Origin of the sequence: Pseudomonas sp. NPDC089534, assembly GCF_044749305.1 — a bacterium.
In the GTDB taxonomy this organism is placed as follows: domain Bacteria; phylum Pseudomonadota; class Gammaproteobacteria; order Pseudomonadales; family Pseudomonadaceae; genus Aquipseudomonas; species Aquipseudomonas ekonensis.
In genome coordinates, this window is the sequence record NZ_JBIVHR010000019.1 from 41,278 (window position 1) to 62,229 (window position 20,952).

General features: G+C 65.8%; 24 protein-coding genes. 14 read left to right on the plus strand and 10 right to left on the minus strand.

Annotated features, from left to right (window positions below):
- Positions 1-105 precede the first annotated feature (105 nt).
- The 8 genes from urtE to ACIP0B_RS08410 all read left to right on the plus strand — a co-directional run bounded on the left by urtE (position 106) and on the right by ACIP0B_RS08410 (position 6,683).
- On the plus strand, positions 106-804 hold the full coding sequence (gene urtE / locus ACIP0B_RS08375; RefSeq protein ID WP_400831142.1) for an urea ABC transporter ATP-binding subunit UrtE: 699 nt from the start codon (positions 106-108) through the stop codon (positions 802-804).
- Between the two features lie 43 nt (positions 805-847).
- On the plus strand, positions 848-1,687 hold the full coding sequence (locus tag ACIP0B_RS08380) for an urease accessory protein UreD (RefSeq protein ID WP_400831143.1): 840 nt from the start codon (positions 848-850) through the stop codon (positions 1,685-1,687).
- Positions 1,688-1,845: 158 nt separating this feature from the next.
- The gene (gene ureA / locus ACIP0B_RS08385; protein WP_400831145.1) at positions 1,846-2,148 is read left to right on the plus strand and encodes an urease subunit gamma; all 303 of its coding nucleotides are present in this window, start codon (positions 1,846-1,848) and stop codon (positions 2,146-2,148) included.
- A gap of 9 nt (positions 2,149-2,157) precedes the next feature.
- A complete protein-coding gene (locus ACIP0B_RS08390; RefSeq protein WP_400831146.1) occupies positions 2,158-2,691 on the plus strand; it encodes a GNAT family N-acetyltransferase in 534 nt (177 codons plus the stop codon).
- A 6-nt stretch (positions 2,692-2,697) separates the two neighbouring features.
- On the plus strand, positions 2,698-3,234 hold the full coding sequence (locus ACIP0B_RS08395; RefSeq protein WP_400831148.1) for a GNAT family N-acetyltransferase: 537 nt from the start codon (positions 2,698-2,700) through the stop codon (positions 3,232-3,234).
- Entirely contained in the window at positions 3,231-3,539 is a 309-nt protein-coding gene (locus ACIP0B_RS08400; RefSeq protein ID WP_400831149.1) for an urease subunit beta, read from the plus strand. The genes ACIP0B_RS08395 and ACIP0B_RS08400 overlap by 4 nt, the downstream gene beginning before the upstream one ends.
- Before the next feature lie 160 nt (positions 3,540-3,699).
- Positions 3,700-5,400, plus strand: a complete 1,701-nt coding sequence (gene ureC, locus ACIP0B_RS08405) for an urease subunit alpha (protein ID WP_400831151.1) — start codon at positions 3,700-3,702, stop codon at positions 5,398-5,400.
- Positions 5,401-5,555: 155 nt separating this feature from the next.
- A complete protein-coding gene (locus tag ACIP0B_RS08410) occupies positions 5,556-6,683 on the plus strand; it encodes a sensor histidine kinase (protein ID WP_400831152.1) in 1,128 nt (375 codons plus the stop codon).
- Positions 6,684-6,809: 126 nt separating this feature from the next.
- Here ACIP0B_RS08410 and ACIP0B_RS08415 read toward each other — a convergent pair whose 3' ends face one another.
- Both ACIP0B_RS08415 and ACIP0B_RS08420 read right to left on the minus strand, forming a co-directional pair.
- Positions 6,810-7,115: a chaperone modulator CbpM gene (locus tag ACIP0B_RS08415; RefSeq protein WP_400831153.1), complete on the minus strand. Its 306-nt coding sequence runs from the start codon at positions 7,113-7,115 to the stop codon at positions 6,810-6,812.
- A gap of 23 nt (positions 7,116-7,138) precedes the next feature.
- Positions 7,139-8,083, minus strand: coding sequence for a DnaJ C-terminal domain-containing protein (locus tag ACIP0B_RS08420; RefSeq protein WP_085582797.1), 945 nt, complete (start codon positions 8,081-8,083; stop codon positions 7,139-7,141).
- 289 nt (positions 8,084-8,372) lie between these two features.
- Between ACIP0B_RS08420 and ACIP0B_RS08425 the strand changes: the two genes are divergently transcribed.
- Positions 8,373-9,647, plus strand: coding sequence for an Hsp70 family protein (locus ACIP0B_RS08425; RefSeq protein WP_400831155.1), 1,275 nt, complete (start codon positions 8,373-8,375; stop codon positions 9,645-9,647).
- Positions 9,648-9,694: 47 nt separating this feature from the next.
- Here ACIP0B_RS08425 and ACIP0B_RS08430 read toward each other — a convergent pair whose 3' ends face one another.
- From ACIP0B_RS08430 to ACIP0B_RS08445, 4 genes are all read right to left on the minus strand, one after another.
- Positions 9,695-10,021: a hypothetical protein gene (locus ACIP0B_RS08430; protein ID WP_400831157.1), complete on the minus strand. Its 327-nt coding sequence runs from the start codon at positions 10,019-10,021 to the stop codon at positions 9,695-9,697.
- Between the two features lie 103 nt (positions 10,022-10,124).
- Positions 10,125-11,138, minus strand: coding sequence for an AI-2E family transporter (locus ACIP0B_RS08435; protein WP_217893865.1), 1,014 nt, complete (start codon positions 11,136-11,138; stop codon positions 10,125-10,127).
- Between the two features lie 135 nt (positions 11,139-11,273).
- Positions 11,274-11,579, minus strand: coding sequence for a PsiF family protein (locus ACIP0B_RS08440; RefSeq protein ID WP_011332224.1), 306 nt, complete (start codon positions 11,577-11,579; stop codon positions 11,274-11,276).
- A 63-nt stretch (positions 11,580-11,642) separates the two neighbouring features.
- Positions 11,643-12,437 carry a helix-turn-helix transcriptional regulator gene (locus ACIP0B_RS08445; protein ID WP_217893866.1) on the minus strand — a complete coding sequence of 265 codons (795 nt, stop codon included), beginning with the start codon at positions 12,435-12,437 and terminating at the stop codon, positions 11,643-11,645.
- Positions 12,438-12,535: 98 nt separating this feature from the next.
- On the opposite strand from ACIP0B_RS08445, the gene ACIP0B_RS08450 reads away from it, so the two are divergent.
- Complete coding sequence (locus tag ACIP0B_RS08450; protein WP_400831159.1) at positions 12,536-13,423, plus strand: DMT family transporter; 888 nt, start codon at positions 12,536-12,538, stop codon at positions 13,421-13,423.
- A gap of 14 nt (positions 13,424-13,437) precedes the next feature.
- Here the strand turns inward: ACIP0B_RS08450 and ACIP0B_RS08455 are convergent, their stop codons facing one another.
- The 3 genes from ACIP0B_RS08455 to ACIP0B_RS08465 form a co-directional block, all read right to left on the minus strand.
- On the minus strand, positions 13,438-14,328 hold the full coding sequence (locus ACIP0B_RS08455; RefSeq protein ID WP_400831161.1) for an esterase/lipase family protein: 891 nt from the start codon (positions 14,326-14,328) through the stop codon (positions 13,438-13,440).
- A gap of 91 nt (positions 14,329-14,419) precedes the next feature.
- A complete protein-coding gene (locus ACIP0B_RS08460) occupies positions 14,420-14,725 on the minus strand; it encodes a DMT family transporter (protein ID WP_400831163.1) in 306 nt (101 codons plus the stop codon).
- Positions 14,726-15,364, minus strand: a complete 639-nt coding sequence (locus tag ACIP0B_RS08465) for an FMN-dependent NADH-azoreductase (RefSeq protein WP_400831164.1) — start codon at positions 15,362-15,364, stop codon at positions 14,726-14,728.
- Positions 15,365-15,456: 92 nt separating this feature from the next.
- Between ACIP0B_RS08465 and ACIP0B_RS08470 the strand changes: the two genes are divergently transcribed.
- From ACIP0B_RS08470 to ACIP0B_RS08485, 4 genes are all read left to right on the plus strand, one after another.
- The gene (locus ACIP0B_RS08470) at positions 15,457-16,389 is read left to right on the plus strand and encodes a LysR substrate-binding domain-containing protein (RefSeq protein WP_400831166.1); all 933 of its coding nucleotides are present in this window, start codon (positions 15,457-15,459) and stop codon (positions 16,387-16,389) included.
- Between the two features lie 101 nt (positions 16,390-16,490).
- Positions 16,491-17,021, plus strand: coding sequence for a bacterioferritin (locus ACIP0B_RS08475; protein ID WP_400831167.1), 531 nt, complete (start codon positions 16,491-16,493; stop codon positions 17,019-17,021).
- A 170-nt stretch (positions 17,022-17,191) separates the two neighbouring features.
- The gene (locus ACIP0B_RS08480) at positions 17,192-18,031 is read left to right on the plus strand and encodes a hypothetical protein (RefSeq protein ID WP_400831168.1); all 840 of its coding nucleotides are present in this window, start codon (positions 17,192-17,194) and stop codon (positions 18,029-18,031) included.
- An 87-nt stretch (positions 18,032-18,118) separates the two neighbouring features.
- Entirely contained in the window at positions 18,119-18,814 is a 696-nt protein-coding gene (locus tag ACIP0B_RS08485; RefSeq protein WP_400831170.1) for a hypothetical protein, read from the plus strand.
- 62 nt (positions 18,815-18,876) lie between these two features.
- Here the strand turns inward: ACIP0B_RS08485 and ACIP0B_RS08490 are convergent, their stop codons facing one another.
- A complete protein-coding gene (locus ACIP0B_RS08490) occupies positions 18,877-20,946 on the minus strand; it encodes an AsmA family protein (RefSeq protein WP_400831171.1) in 2,070 nt (689 codons plus the stop codon).
- Positions 20,947-20,952 lie beyond the last annotated feature (6 nt).

Here is a 20,952-nt window from a genome sequence, read left to right on the forward strand (position 1 = left end):
CCTGCTCGCGATGACGTCGGCACTCCCGACAGTCGCGGTGACTGACACACCGCCATCGCGAGCAGGCTCGCTCCTACAGGGGGGAGATTCAAGGAGGTTTTGGACATGCTGCAAGTCGACAAGCTGCACCAGTACTACGGCGGTAGCCACATCCTGCGCGGCCTGAGCTTCGAGGCGAAGGTCGGCGAAGTCACCTGCCTGCTCGGGCGCAACGGCGTGGGCAAGACTACGCTGCTCAAGTGCCTGATGGGGCTGTTGCCGGCCAAGGAAGGCACGGTGCACTGGGAAGGCCGGCCGATCACCGCGCACAAGCCGCACCAAAGGGTGCACGCCGGGATCGCCTACGTGCCCCAGGGCCGGGAGATCTTCGGCCGGCTGACCGTGGAGGAAAACCTGCTGATGGGCCTGTCGCGCTTTCCCGGCCGCCAAGCCGGGGAAGTGCCGGGGTTCATCTACGAGCTGTTCCCGGTGCTGCAGCAGATGAAGCAGCGGCGCGGCGGCGACCTGTCCGGCGGCCAGCAGCAACAACTGGCCATCGGCCGCGCCCTGGCCAGCCGTCCGCGCCTGCTGATCCTCGATGAGCCCACCGAAGGCATCCAGCCGTCGGTGATCAAGGAAATCGGCGCGGTGATCAAGCAGCTCGCCGCCCGCGGCGACATGGCGATCCTGCTGGTGGAGCAGTTCTACGACTTCGCCGCCGAACTGGCCGACCAGTACCTGGTGATGTCCCGCGGCGAGATCGTGCAGCAGGGCCGCGGCGAACACATGGAAAGCGAAGGCGTGCGCGGACTGGTCACCATCTGAGGCAACGGTCTAATCTGTAGCCTCCTAACGATAATCACAGAACATGAACTCACCTTTGCCCACTGCCCTGTTCACCCCGAGCTGGCACGCCGAACTGGAGCTGGCCTACGCCCGCTTCGGCGACAGCACCCGCCCGACCCGGCGCCGCCACCTCGGCCCGCTGCGGGTGCAGAAGCACCTGTACGCCGAAGGGCCGGAAGTCTGCCAGCACATCATCGTGCACCCGCCGGGCGGCATCGCCGGCGGTGACCGGCTGAACATCGGCGCCCGCGTCGAACGGGACGCCTGGGCCCAGATCACCAGCCCCGGCGCGGCCAAGTGGTACCGCGCGGCCGGGCCGGCCTTCCAGCGGCTCGACCTGCACGTCGGCCCCGGTGCGACCCTGGAATGGCTGCCCCAGGAAACCATCGTCTACAGCGCCGCCCAGGCCGAGCTCACCACCTCGATCGACCTTGAGGGCGACGCCCGCCTGTTCTACTGGGACGTGGTGGCGCTGGGGCGTCCGGCCGCCGGCGAGCGCTTCGACCGCGGCCATTTCCAGGCGCACCTGGACATCCGCCGCGACGGACGACCGCTCTGGCACGAACGCCAGCGCATCGCCGGCGGCGACGGCCTGCTGGACTCGCCGATCGGGCTGGACGGCCATCCGGTGTTCGCCACGCTGCTGGTCACCGGCGAGATCGACGCCGCACTGCTGGAGCGCTGCCGAGCCCTGAACACTGACGTGCGCGGCGACCTGACCCAACTGCCGGGGTTGCTGGTTGCCCGTTGCCTGGCCGCCGAGGCGCTGCAGGCCCGCGCCTGGCTGATCGGCCTGTGGCGCCTGCTGCGCCCGGCGCTGCTGGGCCGCGAGGCCATGCCGCCGCGGATCTGGAATACCTGAATGACGCTTTCATGGGAGAGCGGGCTTGCCCGCGTATGCGCCGCATCGGGCGTCGGCGAGGCTGGACGCGCCGACGCCCTCGCGAGCAGGCTCGCTCCCGCCGGGATCGGCGCCAGCCGGTCCAATACCTTTTCGAACTGCCCTGACGGATGTCTACGATGGACCTGACCCCACGCGAAAAAGACAAGCTGCTGATCTTCACCGCCGGCCTCGTCGCCGAGCGGCGCCTGGCCCGCGGCGTGAAGCTCAACTACCCCGAAGCCATGGCCTACATTTCCGCCGCGCTGCTCGAAGGCGCCCGCGACGGCCAGACCGTGGCCGACCTGATGCACTACGGCACCACCCTGCTGACCCGCGAGCAAGTGATGGAAGGCATCCCGGAAATGATCCCGGAGATCCAGATCGAAGCGACGTTCCCCGACGGCACCAAACTGGTCACCGTCCACCAACCGATCGTCTGAGGCCGCGCCATGACCTACACCCTGCGCGATGCGCTGCACGCCGACCTGCCGGCGATCCGCGACATCTACAACGACGCCGTGCTCAACACCACGGCCATCTGGAACGAACAGGCGGTCGACCTCGGCAACCGCCAGGCCTGGTTCAGCGCCCGCCAGGCCCAGGCCTACCCGATCCTGGTGATCACCGACGCCGACAACACCGTGCTCGGCTACGCTTCCTTCGGCGACTGGCGGCCGTTCGACGGTTTTCGCCACACCGTCGAGCATTCGGTCTACGTGCGCAGCGACCAGCGCGGCAACGGCCTGGGCCCCAAACTGATGACGGCGCTGATCGAGCGGGCGAAGGCCTGCGGCAAGCACGTGATGGTCGCCGCCATCGAAAGCGGCAACGCGGCGTCGATCCGCCTGCACGAGCGCGCCGGCTTCACCGTCACCGGGCAGATGCCGCAGGTGGGCACCAAGTTCGGCCGCTGGCTCGACCTGACGTTCATGCAACTGACCCTCAATCCCGGCGCGCAGCCACCGGCCGCCCACAAGGAGTGACACCCGATGAACCCCGCCCAACTGCGACGCGTCAATGCCGAAAGTTTTGCGCACTACCGCCAGGGCCTGATCGACCTGCTGCTCGACGCGGTGGGTTACGGCGCCAGCGTCGGCTTCATGGCCGACCTCGACGCCGCGCAGGCCCGTGCCTATTTCGATGAGGTGCAGGACAACGTGAACAAGGGCAGCGCCCTGCTGTGGGTGGTGGTCAAGGACGAACAGGTGCAGGCCAGCGTGCAACTGAGCCTGTGCCAGAAGGCCAACGGCCTGAACCGCGCCGAGGTGCAGAAACTGCTGGTGCGCGAAAACGCCCGCCGGCGCGGCCTCGGCCAACAACTGATGGAGGCCCTGGAACAGGCCGCGCGCCAGCACCGGCGCGGCATGCTGTACCTCGACACCGAGGCCGGCTCGCCCGCGGAGGCGTTCTACAGGGCGCAGGGCTACACCAAGGCCGGGGAGATTCCCGACTACGCCTGCGACCCGAACGGCACCTACCGCCCGACGGCCCTCTACTTCAAGATCCTGCAAGGAGCGAACGGATGATTCCCGGCGAATACCAGATCCGGCCCGGCGACATCGAACTCAACGCCGGCCGCCGCACCCTCCGCCTGACGGTGGCCAACAGCGGCGACCGGCCGATCCAGGTCGGCTCGCACTACCACTTCTTCGAGACCAACGACGCCCTGGCCTTCGACCGCGCCGCCAGCCGCGGCATGCGCCTGAACATCCCGGCCGGCACCGCCGTGCGCTTCGAGCCAGGGCAGAGCCGCGAGGTGGAGCTCGTCGAGCTCGCCGGGCTGCGCCGGGTGTTCGGCTTCGCCGGCAAGGTCATGGGCGACCTCGACTGAGGCCCTGTGGCGAGGGAGCTTGCTCCCGCCCGGGTGCGCAGCGCCCGCAAGCCGGGCATCGCGCAATGGGTGAAGACAATCATCGGCAGGTTTTGGGGCTGCTGCGCAGCCCGACGGGAGCAAGCTCCCTCGCCACAACACATTCGTGCAAGGAACTGGAATGAAGATTTCGCGTCAAGCCTACGCCGACATGTTCGGCCCCACCGTCGGCGACAAGGTGCGCCTGGCCGACACCGACCTGTGGATCGAAGTCGAGCGCGACTTCACCACCTACGGCGAAGAAGTGAAGTTCGGCGGCGGCAAGGTGATCCGCGACGGCCAGGGCCAGAGCCAGCGGCTGGCCGCCGAGGTCGTCGACACCGTGATCACCAACGCGCTGATCGTCGACCACTGGGGCATCGTCAAGGCCGACGTCGGCCTCAAGGACGGGCGCGTCAACGCCATCGGCAAGGCCGGCAACCCGGACATCCAGCCCGGCGTCACCTTCGCCATCGGCGCCGGCACCGAAGTCATCGCCGGCGAAGGCATGATCCTCACCGCCGGCGGCATCGACACCCACATCCATTTCATCTGCCCGCAGCAGATCGAAGAGGCGCTGATGAGCGGCGTCACCACCATGATCGGCGGCGGCACGGGACCGGCCACCGGCACCAACGCCACCACCTGCACCTCGGGGCCGTGGCACCTGGCGCGGATGCTCCAGGCCGCCGACGCGTTCCCGATGAACATCGGCCTCACCGGCAAGGGCAACGCCAGCCTGCCGGAGCCGCTGATCGAGCAGGTCAGGGCCGGTGCCATCGGCCTCAAGCTGCACGAGGACTGGGGCACCACCCCGGCGAGCATCGACAACTGCCTGGCCGTCGCCGACCGGTTCGATGTGCAGGTGGCGATCCACACCGACACCCTCAACGAGTCCGGCTTCGTCGAGACCACCCTCGGCGCGTTCAAGGGCCGCACCATCCACACCTACCACACCGAGGGCGCCGGCGGCGGCCATGCGCCGGACATCATCAAGGCCTGCGGCTTTCCCAACGTGCTGCCGAGCTCGACCAACCCGACCCGGCCGTTCACCCGCAACACCATCGACGAACACCTGGACATGCTGATGGTCTGCCATCACCTGGACCCGAGCATCGCCGAAGACGTGGCGTTCGCCGAAAGCCGCATCCGCCGCGAAACCATCGCCGCCGAAGACATCCTCCACGACCTCGGCGCGTTCTCCATGATCAGCTCCGACAGCCAGGCCATGGGCCGGGTCGGCGAAGTCATCACCCGCACCTGGCAGACCGCCGACAAGATGAAGCGCCAGCGCGGCCCGCTGCCCCAGGACGGCGAAGGCAACGACAACTTCCGCGCCAAGCGCTACATCGCCAAGTACACGATCAACCCGGCGATCACCCACGGCATCAGCCATGAGGTCGGTTCGGTGGAAGTGGGCAAATGGGCCGACCTGGTGCTGTGGCGCCCGGCGTTCTTCGGGGTCAAGCCGACGCTGATCCTCAAGGGCGGCGCCATCGCCGCCAGCCTGATGGGCGACGCCAACGCCTCGATCCCCACGCCGCAGCCGGTGCATTACCGGCCGATGTTCGCCAGCTACGGCGGCTCGCTGCACGCCACCAGCCTGACCTTCATCAGCCAGGCCGCCCACGAGGCCGGGCTGCCCGAGGCCCTGGGCCTGAAGAAGGCCATCGGCGTGGTCAAGGGCTGCCGCGATGTGCAAAAGACCGACCTGATCCACAACGACTACCTGCCGGCCATCGACGTGGACCCGCAGACCTACCAGGTCAAGGCCGACGGCGTGCTGCTGTGGTGCGAACCGGCGGACACCCTGCCGATGGCCCAGCGGTATTTCCTGTTCTGATCCAGTGCTTCGCAAAGGCTTTGGCGAGGATCCCGGGGGACGGCTCTGCCGTCCAGCGGGAGCAAGCTCCCTCGCCACGGCAATCCATGCTGTTTTTCGCCAGACGGACTACGCTTCGAGACGCTGCCCTGTGAATCGCATTCAGGTATCCGTTCATGCGTCTTTCCGAATTCATCGTGGCCAACGTCGATCCCATCGTCGATGAATGGGAGACCTTCGCCAGCACCATCACCCCGGCGGCCGACTACCTGGACAGCCCGGCCCTGCGCGACCACGCCCGCTCGATCCTGCTGGCCGCCGCCCGGGACATGGACAAGCCGCAGACAGCCGGCGAGCAGGCCGACAAGGCCAGGGGCGAAGGGCCGGCCAAGACCCCGAGCCTGGACCGGGCCGGCGCCAGCCATGGCGAAATGCGCCACACGGTGGGCTTCGACCTGGTGCAGATGACCTCCGAGTTCCGCCATCTGCGCGCCTGCGTGATCCGCCGATGGGTCGACAGCCTGCAGGTCCCGGACCTGAACGGCCTGCGCGACATGATCCGCTTCAACGAAGCCATCGACGAAGCCCTGGCCGAATCCACGGCGGCCTACGCCGAACAGGTCAACCGCTCGCGGGACATCTTCCTGGCCATTCTCGGCCACGACCTGCGCGCGCCGCTCCAGGCCGTGACCATGTCCACCGAAATGCTGATGCGCAAGACCGCACTGCAGGGCGACGCCCTCACCTGCGCCCAGAACATCAAGCACGGTGCACGGCACATGGCGGCCATGGTCAGCGACCTGTTGGAGCTGGTGCGCAGCCGCCTGGGCAAGAGCCTGCCCATCGAGCCGGCGCCGATGGACCTGGCGGACGCGGCGCGGGCGGCCCTCGCCGAAGCCTGCGCGGGCAACCCGCAGAGCGACACGGTCCTGACGGTCGAAGGTGACACCCACGGGGTCTGGGACGCCGGCAGGCTGGCCCAACTGCTGCAGAACCTGATCGGCAACGCCCTGCAGCACGGCACCGGTGCGCAGGGGGTGGCCGTGACCCTGCACGGGGAAGCCGACAGCGTGCGCCTGACCGTGCACAACCACGGCGAACCGATCTCCGAAGAGGCCATCGGCACGATTTTCGATCCGCTGGTGCGCAGCGCCGACGAGGAGCTCGGCCAGCCGTCCACCAGCCTCGGGCTGGGGCTGTTCATCGTCAAGGAAGTGGTGACCGCCCACGGCGGGACGATCGAGGTCAGTTCGAGCGAAGAGGAAGGGACGCTGTTCAGCGTGGTGCTGCCGAGGAAGGCCTAGCCGGAGAGCCCGCGTGACCGTTCATCGCGAGCAGGCTCGCTCCCACAGGAGAATGCGGTCAACAGTGGCGTCGGGCTTGCTCAGGGCGGCGATCCGACGAAGAGGCCGGTGAACACGGCGCAAGGCTCACTCGGCCACCAACCGCGCCAGGCGCTGGCGCAGCATCCGGTTCTCCGCCCGCAGCGCCTTCACCTCTTCCAGCAGTTCCATCGCCAGCGCCACCCCTTCCCACTCAAGCTCCAGGTCGTGCCGCAGTTTGGCCGCGCGCCGGGCCAGGGTCAGCTCGACATCGGTGAAGCGCCACTCCCGGGGCTGCGCGCCCTGAGGTTCGAGGATGCCGTGCTCGACGATCTCGATCACGTAGGCATCCGACAGGTCGGTCGCCTCACAGAATTCTGCCAAGTCCAGTTGAACGATCAGGGGGCTGCTCATGCCGGGCTACTCCGTCGCTGGGTTCAGAAGTTCTCTCGCGGGTTGAAGGCGGCTTTCTTGGCCAGTTCCTGCCACAGGGCCTTGACGTCGTCGCCCGTCGCCTTCGGCATCACGGCCTTGAGCTGGACGAACAGGTAACCGCGCTCGCCGGCCTTGTTCTTCAGGCCGTGGCCCTTGGCGCGCATGCGCTGGCCGTTCTGGCTGCCGGCCGGCACCTTGAGGTTGATCTTGCCGGTCAGGGTCGGCACCGCCACCTCGGCGCCCAGCGCCAGTTCCCACGGCGCCAGCGGCAGGGTGATGATCAGGTTGTCGCCTTCGACGTCGAACTTGGGGTGCGGCGCGAAGCGGATGGTCAGGTACAGGTCGCCGTTGGCCCCGCCGCCGACGCCCGGCGCGCCCTGGCCCTTGAGGCGGATGCGCTCGCCGTCGGTCACGCCCGCCGGGATCTTCACGTTCAGGCTCTTGCTGGTGTTGCTGACGTGCTGGCCCGCCGCGTTGTGCTGCGGCACCTGGAAGGTGACCTTCTTCGACTCGTTCGACAGGGTCTCCTCAAGGAAGATCGGCAGTTCCATTTCCACGTCCTGCCCCCGGCGCCCGGCGCTGCGCGATTGCCGGCCGCCACCGCCGAAGCCTGGGCCGCGGTTGCCGAAGATCGAGCTGAAGAAGTCCGAAAAGTCGCCGCCGTCGGATCCGCCGCCGAAGCCGCCGCGGCTCTGCCAGCCCGGCGGGCCCTGGAACGGCTGGCCGTGCTGGCCGTAGCGGCGCAGGTCGTCGTATTCGGCGCGCTTGTCGGCGCTCTTCAGCGCTTCATAAGCTTCCGAGGCGTCCTTGAACTTGGCCTCGGCGTCCTTTTCCTTGCTGACATCGGGGTGGTACTTGCGCGCCAGCTTGCGATAGGCGGCCTTGATCGCCTTGTCGTCCGCCGTCGGCTCCACGCCGAGTATCTTGTAATAGTCTTTGAAGTCCATCTAAGGAGTCACCATCGTCATCGGTTTCGCGCCCGTGTCAGCTTGCGCCGTTTCGCGCAGGCCGGTTTGACCGATCTCAAGTGTGTGACCGGTCGGCGCAGCAGAAGTTTATCGGCAGCGGACGGCGGTTCTTGCGACCGCCGGTGGCCTGCCGGCCCATGCCTGCAAGTTTGGGGCGATGCGCAGGCTTTCAAGGTATCCGGGCCGTAAATTGCGGATGACCGGCCTTCGAATCTGCCGCGCACTGGCATACACTGCGCGGCCGTTTTTTTGACCGGAACCGAAAGACATGAAAGACGCCTCTCCAGCCCGTGCCTGCGGCATCGACTTCGGCACGTCCAACTCCACCGTCGGCTGGCTGCGCCCCGGCATGGAAACGATGATCGCGCTGGAAGACGACAAGATCACCCTGCCGTCGGTGGTCTTCTTCAATATCGAAGAACGCCGCCCGGTGTACGGGCGCCTGGCGCTGCACGAGTACCTGGAAGGCTACGAAGGCCGCCTGATGCGCTCGCTCAAGAGCCTGCTCGGTTCCAAGCTGATCAAGCACGACACCAGCGTGCTGGGCACGGCCATGCCGTTCAAGGACTTGCTCGGGCTGTTCATCGGCCAGCTCAAGGGCCGCGCCGAGGCCTCCGCCGGCCGCGAGTTCGAACAGGTGGTGCTGGGCCGCCCGGTGTTTTTCGTCGATGACGACCCGGCGGCCGACCAGGAAGCCGAAGACACCCTGGCGGAAGTGGCGAAAAAAATCGGCTTCAAGGACGTGTCGTTCCAGTACGAGCCGATCGCGGCGGCGTTCGACTACGAGTCGACCCTGGAACGGGAAGAGCTGGTGCTGATCGTCGACATCGGCGGCGGTACGTCGGACTTCTCCTTGGTGCGCCTGTCGCCCGAGCGCCGGGCTGTGGATAACCGCCACGACGACATCCTCGCCACCGGCGGCGTGCACATCGGCGGAACCGACTTCGACAAGCAGCTGAGCCTGCAGGGCCTGATGCCGCTGTTCGGCTACGGCAGCCGGATGAAGAGCGGCGCCCTCATGCCCACCAGCCACCACATGAACCTGGCGACCTGGCACACCATCAACTCGGTGTACTCGCAGAAATCGACCCTGGCCCTGGGCAGCATGCGCTACGACATCGAGGACACCGGCGGCATCGACCGCCTGTTCAAGCTGATCGAGCAGCGCGCCGGCCACTGGCTGGCGATGGAAGTGGAAGAGACCAAGATCCAGCTGACCCACAGCGACAGCCGCCACGTGGCGCTGGACCGGATCGAGGCCGGGCTCAACGTGGAGCTGACCCGGACACTGTTCGAGTCGGCCATCGACACCCAGCTTGCGCGGGTGCGCGCCAGCGTCACCCAACTGCTGGCGGACGCCGGCGTGGCGGTGGGCCAGGTCGACACGGTGTTCTTCACCGGCGGTTCCAGCGGCATCCCGGCGCTGCGCAACAGCGTCGCGGCGATGCTGCCCAACGCGCGTCATGTGGAAGGCAACATCTTCGGCAGCATCGGCAGCGGGCTGGCGATCGAGGCGATGAAGCGCTACGGCGCCATGGCCTGACCGCAACGGCGCAGCGAGGGGATGCACTCCCCCCGCTGCGCGCTGGCTCAAATCGCCGGGTCAAGCCCGAAAACGCCGTTGATCCTCGATTTCAACCCATCGAGCGTGCCGGCCCCCACCAGCGTGTCGATCTGCAGGAACAGGGTCGTCGGTGCCGACTGCACGTCAAAGGCCTTCTCGATGGCCCCGCCCTCGACGAAATCTCTGCTGAGCAGCTTGAATCGGCTGTCATTGGCCTCGGCCAGCTGCTTGAGCATTTCAGCCTCTCTGCCGCTGGCCTTGTTGCCGCTCAGAAAAGCCAGCACCACAGGTTTCTGGGTGTTCGCGACCTCGGCCGCGAAGCTCGTGTCGTCGTTTACAGGAATTACGCTCATGGATGGTCTCCCGGAGAGTCTGGCGCGGGCCGATCCCCGCCGAGGCAGTCAATCACCCCAGCGCAGGAGCGTCTACTGTCAGATCTGACAGGTGCCCCTCCCCTTACACCATCCCGCCCAGCTTCAGCTCGCTCTTCAGGTACGCATAGTAGATCGGCCCCGCCACCACCCCCGGCAGGCCGAACGCCGCCTCGAACACCAGCATCGCCAGCAGCAGTTCCCAGGACTTGGCGCTGATCTGCCCGCCGACGATGCGCGCGTTGAGGAAGTATTCCAGCTTGTGGATGAAGATCAGGTAGCCCAGCGCCGCGATCGCCACCCAGATCGACAGCGACAGGCCGACGATGGTGATCAGGGTGTTCGACATCAGGTTGCCGATCACCGGCAGCAGGCCGAGCAGGAAGGTCAGCACGATCAGGGTCTTGGTCAGCGGCAGCTTGATGCCGAACAGCGGCAGGATCACCGCCAGGAAGATCCCGGTGAAGAACGTGTTGAGCAGGGAAATCTTGATCTGCGCGAAGACGATGTTGCGAAACGCCTGGACCAGCAGGTGCAGGCGGTCGAACAGCGCGGCCGCCAGCGGCTTGCGCTTGGTGACGTCCGGCACCCGCTGCAGGGCGATGATCGCGCCGAGCACCATGCCGATCAGCAGGGTCACGAACATGTGCGCCGCGTCCTTGCCCACCAGTTGCAGGTCGGCCAGGTGCTTGCTCATCCACTCGCCGATGGCCACCCGGAACTCGGCGGCGCTGGCCGGCAGGTAAGCGTCGACGAAGGGCGGCAACTGGCCCCGCGCGCGGTCGACCACGCCCATGAACTTGTCGAGGGAAGCGCCGGGGTTTTCCGCCTCATGCAGCAGGAAACTGATGGCGCCGGCGAAGATCAGCGCCAGCACGCTCACCACCAGCGTGCCGAGCAGCGCCACCGCCAGCCAGCGGGCGCGCCGGCCTTCGATCAGCCGCTGCAGTTGCGGGGTGAGCATGTTGACCAGCTCGAACACCAGCAGCCCGGCCAGCAGGCTGGGCAGCAGACGCAACGGCAACACCAGCAGCAACCCGCCGAAAATGATGATCCAACTGGCCCACAACACGACATGACGCTCAGAAAACGTTGGCATACAGCCTCAAAACGAACGGCGTAAAAGGATTGGCAGTCTGCCAGCGATCCGGGGGGAGCACTAGGGATATGCACGGCTTAAGAGGGTTGCCGCGCTTGTCGGCCTCTTCGTCGGATCGCCGCCAGGTTCAGCCGATCATTTTTTCTTCAGGCAATCGCTCATGAAGGTCTTGCGCGCATCGCCGGTCAGGGCCTTGGTCGCCGCATCGGCGTTGCAGGTCTTCATCTTCTGCTGCTGCGGGGTCAGGGCCTTGGCGTCGTTGGCCGCCGGCGCCGCTTTCAGGCAGGTGCTCATGAAGGCCTTGCGCTCGTCGCCCTTGAGGCTCTTGGCCGTGGCGTCGGCGTTGCAGGTGGTCATCTTGTTCTGTTGCGCCGTGGCGGCGAACCCTTGGGAGCACAGCAGCAGGCCGATCATCAGCAAAGGGACACGCAACATCTTCATGGAGTTTTCTCCTGGTCGCCGCACCGACGGGTGCGGCCTCTCCGGCAGTGTAGTCAAAGCTTGTTACACCTTCCTGCCGTCCAGGTGGCTGCGCCGGTACTGCTCCGGCGTGCACCCGGCCTGGCGGGCGAACATGGCGATGAACGCCGAGCCGCTGCTGTAGCCGAGGTCGAAGGCGATTTCCTGCACGCTGCGCGGGCTCTCCAGCGCTTCGATGGCCGCCAGGTAGCGCAGGCGCTGGCGCCACTCGCCGAAACTCATCCCCAGCTCGCGCACGAACTGCCTCGCCAGGGTGCGTTCGCTCACATGCACCTGCTGCGCCCAGTGCGCCAGCGGCTGATTGTTGCCGGGCTCGGCCTGCAACGCGTCGAGGATCGCCAGCAGTCCCGGGCTGCTGGCGTAGGGCAGGTAGCACTCGTGCACCGGCGCCTGGCGCAACTGGTCCACCAGCACCTGGGCCAGGCGCCGGTCGGCGTCGAGGTCGGGGATCTTCACGTCGCGGGCGGCGAAGTCCTTGAGGATCGCCTTGAGGATGTCGCTGATCGCCAGGGTGCAGGCCCGCGCCGGCAGGTCGGCGCACACCGAAGGATCCAGGCACACCGCCCGGTAGTTGACCGGCTGATGGCTGTAGAAGCTGTGCTCGACCTGCGGCGGCACCCACACCGCGTACTGCGGCGGCGACATGAAGCGGCTGCCGTCGACGTCCATGTGCAGCACACCGTGGGCCGCGTATTCCAGGGTGCCCCAGGGATGGCGGTGCGGCGCGGCGTATTCGTGGGCGTTGAAGTCGGCGTAGCGGAAGTACACCGCCGACGGCAGTTCGCTGAAATCCAGCAGGTCGATGTGTTTGCTGTTCATGCTGTCCGTCATCAGGGGCAGGTTGTCCGGTTCGCAGTATAGGGCTGGATCCGGACAGGGGGATAATCGGCCATCCTTCAACGTTTCGGTTTTTCCCCATGCAATACGCGTTTCCCCTGCTGGCGATCTTCATCTGGGCCGGCAACACCGTGGTCAACAAGCTCGCGGTCGGTGCGATCTTCCCCGCCGAGATCGGCTTCTACCGCTGGCTGCTGGCCGGGCTGTTCTTCACGCCCTTCATGCTCAAGGGCGTGGTCGCCCACTGGCCGCAGATCCGCCCGAACCTGGGCAAGATCTTCGTGCTCGGCGTGCTGGGCATGGCGGTCTACCAGAGCCTGGCCTACTTCGCCGCGACGATGACCAGCGCCACCAACATGGGCATCATCCTGTCGCTGATGCCGCTGATGTCGCTGGCCATGGCCATCGCCAGCCTCGGCCAGCGCCTGACCGCCGGGGCGCTGGTCGGCGCGGTGCTGTCGTTCGCCGGGGTGCTGGTGGTGGTGTCGTCGGGCAGCCTCGGCGCGCTGCTGCAGCACGGGGTGAACCTGGGCGACGCGATGATGCTGGTCGCCACCCTCGCCTACGCGGTCTACAGCACCTTGCTGAAGAAGTGGCAGTTGCGCCTGCCGCCGCTGGTGCTGCTGTACTTGCAGGTGCTGGTGGCGGTGGTGGTGCTGTTTCCGCTGTACGCCGCCTCGCCGAAGACCGGCCTGACCCTGCACAACCTGCCGCTGGTGCTGTACGCGTGCCTGCTGGCCTCGATGCTCGCGCCGCTGGCGTGGATGCAGGCCGTGCAGCGCCTCGGCCCGAGCCGCACGACTTTGTTCTTCAACCTGCTGCCGCTGATCACGGCGCTGATCGCGGCGGTGGTGCTCAAGGAGCAACTGGCGATGTATCACCTGGTGGGCGGGCTGCTGACGCTGGGCGGGGTGATTCTCTCCGAGCGCTGGACCACCGTGATCGGCAAACGGGTGAGCCTGGCCTGATCCCTCACAACAGGTCAGACCCCCGCCGCCTTCAGGCGCGCCGCATGCTCGACGAACAGCCGCACCGGATCCGCGCCCTTGCCCACCAGCCCCAGCGACTGGTTGACGATGTCGAAGTGATCCATCGGGTAGTCGTCGCCGATCACCGTGCCCAGGTGCGAGCTGCAGCGCCCGACCATGCCGTCGCACTGCCCCGGCTCGCGCACGAAGGTTTTGGCGAACAGCCGGCAACTGCGGTTCGTGCCGTCGAACAGGTTGCCGCCCCGGTCGGTCTTGCCCGGCTGCAAGGTGCCGGACCAGGAGTAGTAGCGCACGCCGTCGACCTCCTCCGGCCCCTGCCCGCCCCAGGTTTCGGGCAGGCCCTGTGGATAACTCCGGTTGAACCGCGCCACACCCTCGGTCGTGAGCGACTGGTGCGACGCGTGGATGTCCACCGGCAGCTTCGGCCCGCGGTAGCCGGTCTCCAGCAGGCCCATCAGCCAGCCGACAAGCCGCAGCAGCGCCTCCAGCAGGCGGCCCCGGGCGCTGTCCGCCGGGTAGTGGCGTTCGAGGTAGTCCGCCAGCTCCGACCCATGGTTGGGCCCGGCCACGGACGTCACCGACGCCACCCGGTCCGGCCGTTTGGCCGCCGCATAGCGGGCGGTCAGCGAACCCTGGCTGTGGCCGATCAGGTTGACCTTCTCGGCGCCGGTCTCGCGCAGGATCTCGTCGATCCGCGCCAGCAACTGCTCGCCGCGCACCTCGGTGGAGTTGAGCGGCGACACCTGCACGGCGATCACCGTGGCGCCGCCGCGGCGCAGCGCGCAAATGATCCCGTACCAGTACGGGTACAGCACCAGGCGGATGAACCCGAGCATGCCCGGCACCAGCACCAGGGGATAACGGGTGGCCGAGGCTTGCGACATGGGCGGACTTCCTTGTGAAGGTTGAGGGGATGCGGGGCCGGCAAAACGTCCGCCCAGCATCCGCGCCGAAGATGACAACTCAACCGGCAGCCTACTTCAGCCCCGCCACCCCCGCCACAATCAGCCCCACCGACAGCAGCTTGACCAGGGTCAGGCTCTCGCCCAGCAGCACGACCCCGAGCAGCACCGTGCCCAGCGACCCGATGGCCGTCCAGACCGGGTAAGCGACGCTCACCGGCAGCTCGCGCATCGCCAGCGTCAGGAAATACACCCCGCCCACCGCCGCAGCCACCGTGATCAGCGACGGCCACAAACGGGTGAAGCCGTCGGCGTACTTCATGCCCATGGCGAACGTGACCTCGAACGCCGCCGCGACCAACAACAATAGCCAGGCCACCTAGAACGCCCGGGCCAAGGCGAGCAGACGCCGCTCGGCCTCGGCCACCGACACCGCGAAGGTGCGCTCGGCGGATTCCTCGCCCTCGGCCGCCACCACCGTGACGTCGTTGATGCCGATGAACCCCAGCGCCGTGCGCAACCACGGATCGGCGTGGTTCAGGGCCTCCAGCTCGCCGCCCGGACCGAAGCCGAAACCGCCGCGGGTGGTGACGATCAGGGCTTTCTTGCCTTGCAGCAGCGGCGTGTACTGGGCGATGCCGTTGTCCAGCGTGTGGTCGAAGGTCAGGCCCAGCCGCACGATCTGGTCGACCCAGGCCTTGAGGCCGCTGGGCACGTTGAAGTTGTACATGGGCGTGGAGATCAGCAGCAGGTCATGGTCGAACAGCTCGCCGACCAGTTGGTCGCTGAGCGCCAGGTCCGCCTGCATCGTCAACGGCCGCGCCTCGGGCTCCGGGTAGAACGCCGCCGCGACGAACGCCTCGTTGACCGCCGGAATCAGCGCCCGGCCGACTTCGCGACGGGTCACCTGCGCCTGGGGTTGGTGTGCTTGCCAGGCACTGAGGAACCCCTCGGCCAAACGGCGCGAGTGGGAACGCTCGCCCCGCGGGCTGGCATGGATCGCAAGAATTTTGCTCATCTGTACTTCCTCCGGACTAGAATCGAACTGCTTGTGGCTTGCAGCTTGAAGCTCGTAGCCGCCCCTCTTCAAATGAGCAAAAATCAGTCTGGATGAATTCATTTCATCCATGGAGTGTCGCCATGTTCGCCTCGTTGCCGTTGACCGCCCTGCGCGCGTTCGAATCCGCCTCACGCCTGCTGAGCTTCAAGGCCGCCGCCGAAGAGCTGGCGGTGACGCCCACGGCGATCTCGCACCAGATCCGTTCCCTGGAGGACTGGCTGGGCGTCGCCCTGTTCGAGCGCCTGCCGCGCCAGGTGCGCCTCACCGAAGGCGGCGAACGGCTGTTCCGCAGCCTGCACGGCGCCCTGCTGGAAGTGGCGCAGAGCGTCGACACCCTGCGCCCGCAGCGCAGCGGCAGCAGCCTCACGCTGTCCACCACCGCCGCGTTCGCCGCACTGTGGCTGGTGCCGCGCCTGGGCCGCTTCTATGCCCGCCACCCGAACATCAACGTGCGCCTGGACACCCATTGCGAGGTGATCGACCTGCACCAGGACGCCAGCGTCGACCTGGTGCTGCGCTACAGCCTCGACGACTACCCGAACCTGTACGGCCTGTGCCTGTTCGACGAGTCGTTCGGGGTGTACGGCTCGCCCGAGCAGGTGGCGCTGGCCGCCCGGCGCACCCCGGCGCTGATCAGCGTGCGCTGGCACAACTCGAAGCTGTACGCCCACGGCTGGGAGGCTTGGTGCGCGATGTCCGGCGAAAACTGGCTGAAGCAGCAGCCGGCAATCCGCGAATACGACGAAGAGCATTACGCCCTCCAGGCGGCCATCGCCGGACAGGGGCTGGTGCTGGCGAGCAACATCCTGGTGTCGGAGAGCGTCGCCGGCGGTCTGCTGGTGCCGTACAAGGGCGCCGTGCAGGTCGATGGCGCGGGCTACAGCGCCCTGTGCGTGCCGGGGCGCGAGCGGCATCCGCCGGTGAAGGCGTTCTTCGCCTGGCTGCAGGAAGAGGCCCGCTTGTCGGGGCACATGCCGCGCTGAAACCCGATAAAACTTTTTGCCTCGCCCGACACTCACAACCTGGGAAGCGATCACGCCGGCAGAACGTGACGCCCTAACGGATAAGCCCCCAGGAGATCGACATGAGCGACCTGCATTTGTCTGATGTGCAAAGCCTGCGCGAACGCGCACGGCAACATGTGGAAAACGGCGCCGTCACCGAAACCTACAGCGCCGACCGACAGGAAGTGCTGCGTCTGCTCAACCGATCGCTGGCCACCGAGCTGGTCTGCGTGCTGCGCTACAAGCGCCATTACTTCATGGCCAACGGCCTGAAGGCCAACGTCGCCGCCGACGAGTTCCTCGAGCACGCCACCCAGGAAGCCAGCCACGCCGACCGCCTGGCCGAGCGCATCGTGCAGCTGGGCGGCGAACCGGAGTTCAACCCCGACCTGCTGTCGAAGATGTCCCACGCCCAGTACGTGGCCGGCAAGACCCTCAAGGACATGGTCTACGAAGACCTGGTGGCCGAGCGGATCGCCATCGACAGCTACCGCGAAATCATCCAGTACCTGGGCGAGAAGGATCCGACCACCCGGCGCCTCTTCGAAGACATCCTGGCCCAGGAAGAAGAGCATGCCGATGACATGGCCGACATATTAAAAGATCTTTAACCAAGACAAACTTAAAGCCCCGCATATGCGGGGCTTTATATTTATCCGCCACCCACCCAAAACAATACATCTTATTCAGTTACAAGAACCGCATTGGCTTTACCCAGTTAGTAATATAAGTTCCAAACCACAGACAAGAAGTCTGCAAACTAACTTAAAGGAATAAACCAATGCATATCCAAGATCGTCTTGAGTTTCTGGATTCCCTGCCTGCACTGCCTGTTGCCCCCGCAAAACCAGAGTATCCAGGCGTACCGACAGTCCCTGGAATCCCGGGAGTTCCAACTAAGCCAGGCGTACCGGTAGATCGAGAGATTGGTATCCTGAGCGACGACGAAACGCCTATCGACCCAGGAAAGGACAGCGGAACCGTCGGCAAGGAAATGGTCAACATCTATCTTGCCGGCGTATCCGAACAAAACCGTAAAGACGTCGACAACTGCAAGTTGCTGGTGCAAAACGCTGCCGACAAACTTTATGACCCCATCAATGAAATGTTCGAATGGTACACGTACTACACCTCCAGCCTGGCTAAACTTGGCTGGATCACTCAGACCGCCCAGGTGAAGGAGCAAATCATCAAGCAAAGCGGCCTGACCATGGATGTCGTCGCCATCTACGTGATTCAGAGCCTGCTCGGCGCAAACGCCAAAAGCCTGGTTGAACTCAGCCTGAAAGCCGTTGAAGGCATCAAGGACAACGAAGGCCTGATCAACATTTACAACCGCTCCTCCAATGTCGGCCATGATGCGAAGTTCGACATGTCTCCCGTCTGGCAGACCGATCACGGCGCCCCGATGATGGTGCTGAACTGCAACAGCCTGGACGTGAGCGAGAGCACGACAGGGATCCTGTGGTGGAAATCGAAAAAACAGGAAACCGCCATCAAGACTGCCGCCCAAGCCGTTTATCTCAACACCGACGTCTACGGCGCACTGCGTGACGAGGTGCTCAAGAAGCTGGCCGGTGCCGGTAAGGACTATCTGGGGCAACTTCCTGACTTCGGCTGATTTGCAGTCAGTCTCTTGAGTCCGAAAGGACTGTGAGCGATCACAGTCCTTTCATCAAAAACTTGCCACTTGATTGCGGGTCAGCCTATGAAAAATCAGCCATTCGATTTATACATCGTCGATGGAAACATCACCCTATTCCTTACGCAGGACTCCGACACTTCCACAAGTGACGTACTGCACTCCAGCCTTCTCGCCTCTCTGGTCTCAGACAGTCACGATGTCAGTTCCGAAGAATGGTTTGTTCAATACAAAAGAAGCATGGGCTTGCTGTGCTGGGTCACCCTGCAACAGAATGCCAGCACACTGGCCAGACAACCCTGCAGCTTGCTGGACTTCCTGACCCGGCAGACCGGCGCGACACTCTCCCCGGAGCAGCTTGAAATGATTGGCGAAGCGTTCGCCACGATCAAAGCGCTGCCCAAGGGTTCCCCCGCCCTGTCGGACTTCCTGAAGCACGTCCAATCCAGCAAGACCGATCTCGAAAGAATCAGCGAAGACAACTTCTTCACCGTCTGCCCGATGATCACGCTCGTGCTCCAGGACCGAATGATCTCACTCCGCCTCTCGTTCGATGTGGATGAAGCGGTGGACGAACGTTTTCTGGATGAGGAAATCCCGCAGGAGAACATCAGGGGCGACATGCAAGTCACGCAATGGACGGCCTATCTCGCTGAGGACAACTACAACGCGTTGCGTCAGGACGTCATCAAGAAACTGGGCAGCAAAAAGGAAACGGCAATCTTCAGGGTTTCGCCGCAGGCGTACCTCGTGCGCGTGTGACATGCCCGGCGCAAGACTATTGGGTTTGACCGGCCCGATAGTCTGCGGCATACCCTGTCCGGTCAGTTCTTCACTGTTTTGGGCGCCTTGCCCGCCTTCATCTGCTCCAGCAGCGGCGCGCACTGGTTCGGCTCCCCGCCGCTGGGCGCCACCAGCGCCAGCAGGCCCGCCGCCGGCGCCGCGATCACGCCCAGCGCCACCATCCCCGCCCCGCGCAGCATCAGCGGCACCGCCTTGACCCCGGCGTCCGGCTTGATGAACTTGCCGCGCACGTACAGCGGCGAACGCAGGGAAATCAGGCGCCAGCCCTTCGACTCCGGCGTGACGGTCAGGTCCAGTTGCTCCGTGGCCATGTTCGCCGTGCCGTCGATGTAGATGATGGCGTTCTCGGTGTCGAACACGAACAGCCGCGTGGTGGCCAGGCCGGTCTTGATGTCGAAGTCCGCCGCCGCGCAGTTGATCTTCACTTCCTTGTCGCCGAACACCTTGCCGACCACATAGTTGCCGACGTTGAGCCCCGCCAACTCCATCAGTTCGCGGCTGATGGCGCCGTCGTTGATCAGCATCTTCAGGTTGCCGTTGGCGCCGCCCAGGAGCTTGGCCACCGAGTTGCCGCGGCCGCTGAGGTCGGCGTCGCCGTTGAGTTCGCCGAAGCTGGTCTTCATCGGCTCGAAGGTCGGGAACAGTTGCTTGAGCTTGAACTTGCGCGCCGTCAGTTTGGCCCGGCCCTCCAGCGGCTCGGTGCGGCCGTTGAGGCGGATCTGCGCGTCCAGGTTGCCGCCGGCCACGCCGAAGCGCAGCGGCTCCAGGCTCAGTTCGCCGTCGTTGAGCTTGAGGTGGGTGTAGAGGTCGCTGAACGGCAACTTCTCGCTGTGGACGATGCGCTTGCCGGTGAATTCGACGTCCGCGTCCATGTCGCGCCAGCGCTCGGTCTTGAATTCCTCGACCGGCAGCACCTTGTCCGCCGGCTGCTTGCTCTCGCCGCCCCGGGCCTTTTGCTTGGCGTTGGAGTCGGCGCCGATCAGGGGCGCCAGATCGCTGAACAGCAGTTGGTTGGACAGCAGCGCGCCCGTGAGCTTGGGACGGGGCTGGCTGGCGACATAGGCCAGGTCGCCGTGGATATCGCTGCTGCCGATCTTGCCGTTGAACTGCTCGTAGCGGAACTGCGCGCCGCCGGGCTCGTGCAGCTTGGCGGTCAGGTGTCCGTCGGTGGCATAGGGCGGGGTGTCCGGCAGGGTCACGCCGGTCAGCGGATAGAGGTTGCCGAGGCTGGCGCCGACCAGTTTCAGGCGCAGATCGAGGGCGCCGAGGTCGAGCGGGTCGGTGAGGGTGCCCGCCAGCTCGACGCTGGTTTCGCCGATCTTCGCCTGGGCCTGCAGCGGGAACGGCTTGCCGGCGTCCCGCAAGGCCAGCAGTCCGCCGATCTTGCCTTGCCCGGCGAGCGCCTGGCCGTGGTACTGGCCGGTGACCCTCAGGCCGAACGCGTAGTCCTGTGGCGCGGCGCCCTTGTCCTGGGCGGTCTTCGCCGCTTTTTCGCCGACGATGTCGCTGAACGGGATCGGCTTGCCCAGCGGATCGATCAGCACGTCCAGCCGGGTCTTGAGGTGTTGGTCGTCCAGGGTGACGTGGCCCTTGTCGAAACCGATGGCGCCGATGTCCACCACCCAGTTCGACGGCTCGGCGTCCGGATCCTTGGGATCAAAGGTGAACGTCCAGTTGGCGCGGCCGTCGGCCAGCCGCTGCAATTGGGCTTCGGGGCCGGTCAGGTCGATGCGCGGGATCACCACCCGCTGCGCCAGCAGCGCCAACGGCGAAAGGCGCAGCTCGACGCGCTTGAGGGTGACCATCTGCGGCTGCTTCGACCAGTCCGGGTTGCCCAGGCTCAGGTCCTCGGCCACCACATGCGGCCACGGCACCCAGGCGCGCCAGCCGCCCTCGTCCGGCTCGCGCCGCCAGACCACCGACAGGTCGCCATTGATGGCGAACGTGCGGTGCAGTTCTTCCGAGACCTTGGCGTTGAGCGGCGGTTTGATCCGGTTCCAATCGAAGAACACGATGGTCAGGACCAACGCCGCCAACAGCAGGACAAAGGTGGCGAAGGCCCAGGCAAGGATTTTTTGGGTGCGCGTCATTGCACA

Bases quoted from the DNA above. Each gene is read 5' to 3' on its own strand.
- ureA (WP_400831145.1), top strand. From the start codon at position 1,846: ATGGACCTGACCCCACGCGAAAAAGACAAGCTGCTGATCTTCACCGCC.
- ACIP0B_RS08465 (WP_400831164.1), bottom strand. From the start codon at position 15,364: ATGAGCAAAATTCTTGCGATCCATGCCAGCCCGCGGGGCGAGCGTTCC.
- ACIP0B_RS08415 (WP_400831153.1), bottom strand. From the start codon at position 7,115: ATGAGCAGCCCCCTGATCGTTCAACTGGACTTGGCAGAATTCTGTGAG.
- ACIP0B_RS08390 (WP_400831146.1), top strand. From the start codon at position 2,158: ATGACCTACACCCTGCGCGATGCGCTGCACGCCGACCTGCCGGCGATC.
- ACIP0B_RS08445 (WP_217893866.1), bottom strand. From the start codon at position 12,437: ATGAACAGCAAACACATCGACCTGCTGGATTTCAGCGAACTGCCGTCG.
- ACIP0B_RS08490 (WP_400831171.1), bottom strand. From the start codon at position 20,946: ATGACGCGCACCCAAAAAATCCTTGCCTGGGCCTTCGCCACCTTTGTC.
- ureC (WP_400831151.1), top strand. From the start codon at position 3,700: ATGAAGATTTCGCGTCAAGCCTACGCCGACATGTTCGGCCCCACCGTC.
- ACIP0B_RS08395 (WP_400831148.1), top strand. From the start codon at position 2,698: ATGAACCCCGCCCAACTGCGACGCGTCAATGCCGAAAGTTTTGCGCAC.
- urtE (WP_400831142.1), top strand. From the start codon at position 106: ATGCTGCAAGTCGACAAGCTGCACCAGTACTACGGCGGTAGCCACATC.
- ACIP0B_RS08380 (WP_400831143.1), top strand. From the start codon at position 848: ATGAACTCACCTTTGCCCACTGCCCTGTTCACCCCGAGCTGGCACGCC.
- ACIP0B_RS08400 (WP_400831149.1), top strand. From the start codon at position 3,231: ATGATTCCCGGCGAATACCAGATCCGGCCCGGCGACATCGAACTCAAC.
- ACIP0B_RS08410 (WP_400831152.1), top strand. From the start codon at position 5,556: ATGCGTCTTTCCGAATTCATCGTGGCCAACGTCGATCCCATCGTCGAT.
- ACIP0B_RS08440 (WP_011332224.1), bottom strand. From the start codon at position 11,579: ATGAAGATGTTGCGTGTCCCTTTGCTGATGATCGGCCTGCTGCTGTGC.
- ACIP0B_RS08450 (WP_400831159.1), top strand. From the start codon at position 12,536: ATGCAATACGCGTTTCCCCTGCTGGCGATCTTCATCTGGGCCGGCAAC.
- ACIP0B_RS08420 (WP_085582797.1), bottom strand. From the start codon at position 8,083: ATGGACTTCAAAGACTATTACAAGATACTCGGCGTGGAGCCGACGGCG.
- ACIP0B_RS08425 (WP_400831155.1), top strand. From the start codon at position 8,373: ATGAAAGACGCCTCTCCAGCCCGTGCCTGCGGCATCGACTTCGGCACG.
- ACIP0B_RS08480 (WP_400831168.1), top strand. From the start codon at position 17,192: ATGCATATCCAAGATCGTCTTGAGTTTCTGGATTCCCTGCCTGCACTG.
- ACIP0B_RS08435 (WP_217893865.1), bottom strand. From the start codon at position 11,138: ATGCCAACGTTTTCTGAGCGTCATGTCGTGTTGTGGGCCAGTTGGATC.
- ACIP0B_RS08470 (WP_400831166.1), top strand. From the start codon at position 15,457: ATGAATTCATTTCATCCATGGAGTGTCGCCATGTTCGCCTCGTTGCCG.
- ACIP0B_RS08485 (WP_400831170.1), top strand. From the start codon at position 18,119: ATGAAAAATCAGCCATTCGATTTATACATCGTCGATGGAAACATCACC.
- ACIP0B_RS08455 (WP_400831161.1), bottom strand. From the start codon at position 14,328: ATGTCGCAAGCCTCGGCCACCCGTTATCCCCTGGTGCTGGTGCCGGGC.
- ACIP0B_RS08475 (WP_400831167.1), top strand. From the start codon at position 16,491: ATGAGCGACCTGCATTTGTCTGATGTGCAAAGCCTGCGCGAACGCGCA.
- ACIP0B_RS08430 (WP_400831157.1), bottom strand. From the start codon at position 10,021: ATGAGCGTAATTCCTGTAAACGACGACACGAGCTTCGCGGCCGAGGTC.